Annotated in this window: 3 protein-coding genes and 1 pseudogene; all 4 read left to right on the top strand. The window is 59.8% G+C overall.

Features of this window, described 5'->3' with window-relative positions; genetic code table 11:
• The first annotated feature begins 362 nt into the window (after window positions 1–362).
• Window positions 363–941, top strand: a complete 579-nt coding sequence (locus MOV74_RS33395; RefSeq protein ID WP_246931247.1) for a TetR/AcrR family transcriptional regulator — start codon at window positions 363–365, stop codon at window positions 939–941.
• 70 nt (window positions 942–1,011) lie between these two features.
• On the top strand, window positions 1,012–1,812 hold the full coding sequence (locus MOV74_RS33390; RefSeq protein ID WP_246931245.1) for an SDR family oxidoreductase: 801 nt from the start codon (window positions 1,012–1,014) through the stop codon (window positions 1,810–1,812).
• 607 nt (window positions 1,813–2,419) lie between these two features.
• On the top strand, window positions 2,420–3,520 hold the full coding sequence (locus MOV74_RS33385; RefSeq protein ID WP_246931244.1) for an NADH:flavin oxidoreductase: 1,101 nt from the start codon (window positions 2,420–2,422) through the stop codon (window positions 3,518–3,520).
• Window positions 3,521–3,713: 193 nt separating this feature from the next.
• Window positions 3,714–3,812, top strand: a pseudogene (gene livG / locus MOV74_RS33380) (high-affinity branched-chain amino acid ABC transporter ATP-binding protein LivG); the annotation flags it as partial.

The raw sequence follows: 3,812 nt of genomic DNA, 5'->3' as shown, positions 1-3,812 counted from the left end.
GACCCGCGAGGCCGTGACCAGACGGACCATCGGGGGCTCCTGCCGGGGGTCGCTGACCGCCGAGGCTTCATGGGAGGGAATCGCAAGAGCAACGAAGGTCGCCACCCCCGCTGGGACCAGAATACCGGCCAAAATCGCAACACCCCTTTTCACGACCGTCTCCTTTGAGTTTTAGATTGTGTACGAAATCTATATCGAAGTTAGAAGTCGGTCGCAATCTAATTTTGGGATGATAACGAAAGCGTGATCTCCAGATCGAAGGTTTCCTCGCGGAGTGCCAAATCCAGGGATGAGATTGATAGATTGCAGTTGAACTCTATATGGGATATAGAAGTGGAACGAAATCCAAATGGAGGTCCACGATGCGAGTGAGTCGCACCCAGGCGGCCGAGAACCGCCAAACCGTGATCAATGTGGCCAGTCGCCTCTTCAGGGAGCGCGGCTTTGATGGCATTGGGCTCAAGGACCTGATGAAGGGGGCCGGGCTAACCCAGGGCGCCTTCTACAAGCAATTCGCGTCAAAAGAGGATCTGGCGGTCGAGGCGTCGAGGCGCGCATTGGAGAGCGCGTCCGGCCGATGGACGGATGCTGCCACCCAGAATCCTGAGGATCCGCTTGGCGCGGTGATCGGGTTCTACCTCAGCGGCGACCATCGCGGAGAAAAGATGGACGGTTGCCCGATCGTGGCGCTCGGCTCGGATGCCGCGCGTCAGGGCCTCGAGGTGAAGGCGGAATTCGAAGCGGGCATCAAAGCCCATCTCGACGTGCTCGGCCGCTTCATCGCCGGAGCTGGCGACGAGGCCTCCCGCAGCAAGGCCATGGCCATTCTCGCGACGATGGTGGGCGCGGTGACGCTATCGCGCGTGATCAACGACCCTGATCTGGCTCAGGCCGTTCTGGATGCCGCGGCGAAACAGGTTCGAGATGCCGCTGCCGCTTGAAAGGATGGGCCGGTGTTCGGATTGAGAACGTGCCCGAGGCCCATTCGCGGATCAAATTAGAAAGAGAACGATGTCGAAAGAAGCAACGGAAAGCTTCGCCGGAAAATGGGCTCTGATCACGGGCGCGTCGAGTGGCCTCGGCCTTGAATTCGCAGATCTCCTGGCGGCGCAGAAAGTCAATCTCGTACTGGCGGCTCGACGGCAAGAGCCGATGGACAGGCTTGCCTCCGATCTCCGCCGCAAATACGGGGTGGATGTGCTGGTCGAGGCGATCAATCTTGCCGCGCCGGGCGCGGCCACCCGCCTGAAAAGCAATCTCGACGCGAAGTCGGTGACGATCGACATTTTGGTGAACAATGCCGGCTTCGGCTTGCACGGCGATTTTTTGGACACGCCGATCGAGCATACCGCGAACATGATCCAGCTCAACATCACGACGCTCACAGAGCTGACCTATCTGTTCGGCCACGACATGGCTAAGCGGCGATCCGGACATATCCTTCTCATCGCCAGCCTTCTGGCCTTCCAGGCCGTCCCCAGCTATGCGGCCTATGCGGCGACCAAGGCTTATGTCCTCGCCCTTGGCGAGGCTCTGCATGACGAACTCCGCCCGCGCGGTGTGGTCGTTACCAGTCTCTGCCCGGGGCACACCGCGACGGGCTTCGATGCGGCAGCCGGCGCAACCGCATCGGCCTTGCTGCGCCTTCTCACCATGAAGCCGCGCCCGGTCGCCGCGAGCGGAATTCAGGCATTGCTGCAAGGAAAGGCTATGGTGGTCGCAGGCTTCTCGAACAAAATGGCCGCCTTTTCAAATCGTCTGACACCGCGATCAATGCAAAGGGCCACGATGAAAAGAATAATGGACGCTTGACTCCGGAGCGCCCGGGTGCGGGCGCTTGCCGAACCAGCGCGGGTTCTTGACTCTTGGCAGAGGTCGCAGAAAAGGCGCGTGTGCAAGCAAGCGCGGATACGAGCCGAAGCTCTCGTAATTGAAGCTCGACCTCAGCACCAACCATCGAAGAACGGATCGACAGTTGTCGGATCATGGCGCGCGCGAACGCGGCGCGCTCGACGATGGTCCGGCGGCTTGAGCCGTTGCGAGCTGTGAAATGACCCGCGTTCGCGCAAGCGGGTTTGAAGAGCGTCACCGAACAGGTTCGTGAGACCGCGCACAACGCCCCCGACCAGCGCGGTCGAAATCTCCAGACCAGCTGACCTCGATAAAAATTCCTAAAAAGAACTGCGTCATAGTGTCTAAGCGGAGCCATCGATAAGAAAAAGTTTGATCAAGCTTCATTGACGGTTCTTATTTAGAACTGTATATGGAGGCGCTCCTTGCAAAACGAGCCAATCCAAGAATTCGCCGAAAAGGGGGGAAGGTGATGGTCGTCGATGAGCGCACTCCGAATCGCAATCGCAATCGCGAGCTCGATCGCTCGCACCGAACTTCGCTAGGTTAGAGCGAGTCTGGAGCCCAAATGGCGATCGACGTTCTTTTCCGGCCGTTCACACATAAAGGCCTGAGCCTTCCAAATCGCGTCGTTATGGCGCCGATGACCCGCTCGTTCTCTCCAAATGGCGTAGTTACCGCAGATGTAGCGCAGTATTACCGTCGCCGGGCCGAAGGCGGGGTCGGACTTATCATTTCGGAGGGCACAGGGGTTGATCGCCCGGCTTCTTTGAACGACCCGAACGTCCCTCGGTTTCACGGCGTGCAGGAGCTCGCCGGCTGGCGTCGCATCGTGGACGAAGTCCACGATGCCGGCGGACTGATGGCGCCTCAGCTTTGGCACGTCGGCGCCGTCCGCACGCGCGAGAAAGACTGGCAGCCTCCAGGCGCCTACGACAGCCCTTCGGGGCTTTCGCGACCCGAGAAGAATCTTGGCGTCCCGATGAGCGATGAGGATATCGCGGACGCCATTCGGGCCTTCGCGGATGCCGCTCTTGCCGCCAAGCGCTCGAATTTCGATGCCGTCGAGCTGCATGGAGCGCACGGCTATCTGATCGACCAATTTTTCTGGGAAGGGACCAATCGCAGAGAAGATGCGTATGGTGGCAGAAATCTACCCGGGAGAGCGCGTTTCGCCGCCGACATCGTGCGCGCGGTGCGTAAATCGGTCGGCCCTGAGTTTCCGATATTGCTTCGGATCAGCCAGTGGAAGCAGCAGGACTTCGCCGTAAAGCTCGCCAGCACGCCGCGCGAATTGGAGGCGTGGTTGATGCCTCTGCGTGAAGCCGGTGTTGACATTCTTCATTGCTCGCAGCGGCGCTTCTGGGAGGCGGAATTCGAGGGTTCGGATCTGAATTTTGCCGGGTGGGCGAAAAAGGTGACTGGCTTGCCGACGATTTCGGTCGGCTCAGTGGGGCTGACGGGTGAGTTCATCGCCGCATACGGCGGAGAGAGTTCGCGACCGGCATCCTTGGACGAACTGGTCCGTCGTCTGGACCGAGAGGAATTCGATCTCGTGGCCGTTGGCCGGGCGCTGCTTCAGGATCCGCAATGGCTTTTGAAGGTGCGTGACGGACGAGCCGCTGAACTGATGGCTTTCGATCGCTCTGCATTTGCGACCTTGAGCTGAACGTCGGAACGCGTTGATTGCTCTTTTGAGCACCGGGATTGGAGGAGATGCGCAAGTTGCGACATCAAATCCCAAAAAAACAATGACGCAATCAGGAGGGAAAAGTGCGCGAGAAGCGGAGGGGATTGGATAGCCGTCGTCGTTGCGGAGCGCGGTCGCTCACCAGGTCGCCGAACGACAAGGGCGAGACGAGATGACGCAGGCACAGCTCGCGCAGGGGACATCGCCCCTGCTCGCGGTTCGCGACGTCAGCGTCGTGTTCGGCGGCATCATCGCGCTCAACGGCGTGTCC

This window comes from Bradyrhizobium sp. SHOUNA76 (assembly GCF_023006445.1).
GTDB lineage: Bacteria > Pseudomonadota > Alphaproteobacteria > Rhizobiales > Xanthobacteraceae > Bradyrhizobium.
This window is presented reverse-complemented; position numbering and strand designations above follow the sequence as displayed.

Excerpts from the sequence above, each read along its gene's own strand:
- MOV74_RS33395 (WP_246931247.1), top strand. The coding sequence starts at position 363 with ATGCGAGTGAGTCGCACCCAGGCGGCCGAGAACCGCCAAACCGTGATC.
- MOV74_RS33390 (WP_246931245.1), top strand. The coding sequence starts at position 1,012 with ATGTCGAAAGAAGCAACGGAAAGCTTCGCCGGAAAATGGGCTCTGATC.
- MOV74_RS33385 (WP_246931244.1), top strand. The coding sequence starts at position 2,420 with ATGGCGATCGACGTTCTTTTCCGGCCGTTCACACATAAAGGCCTGAGC.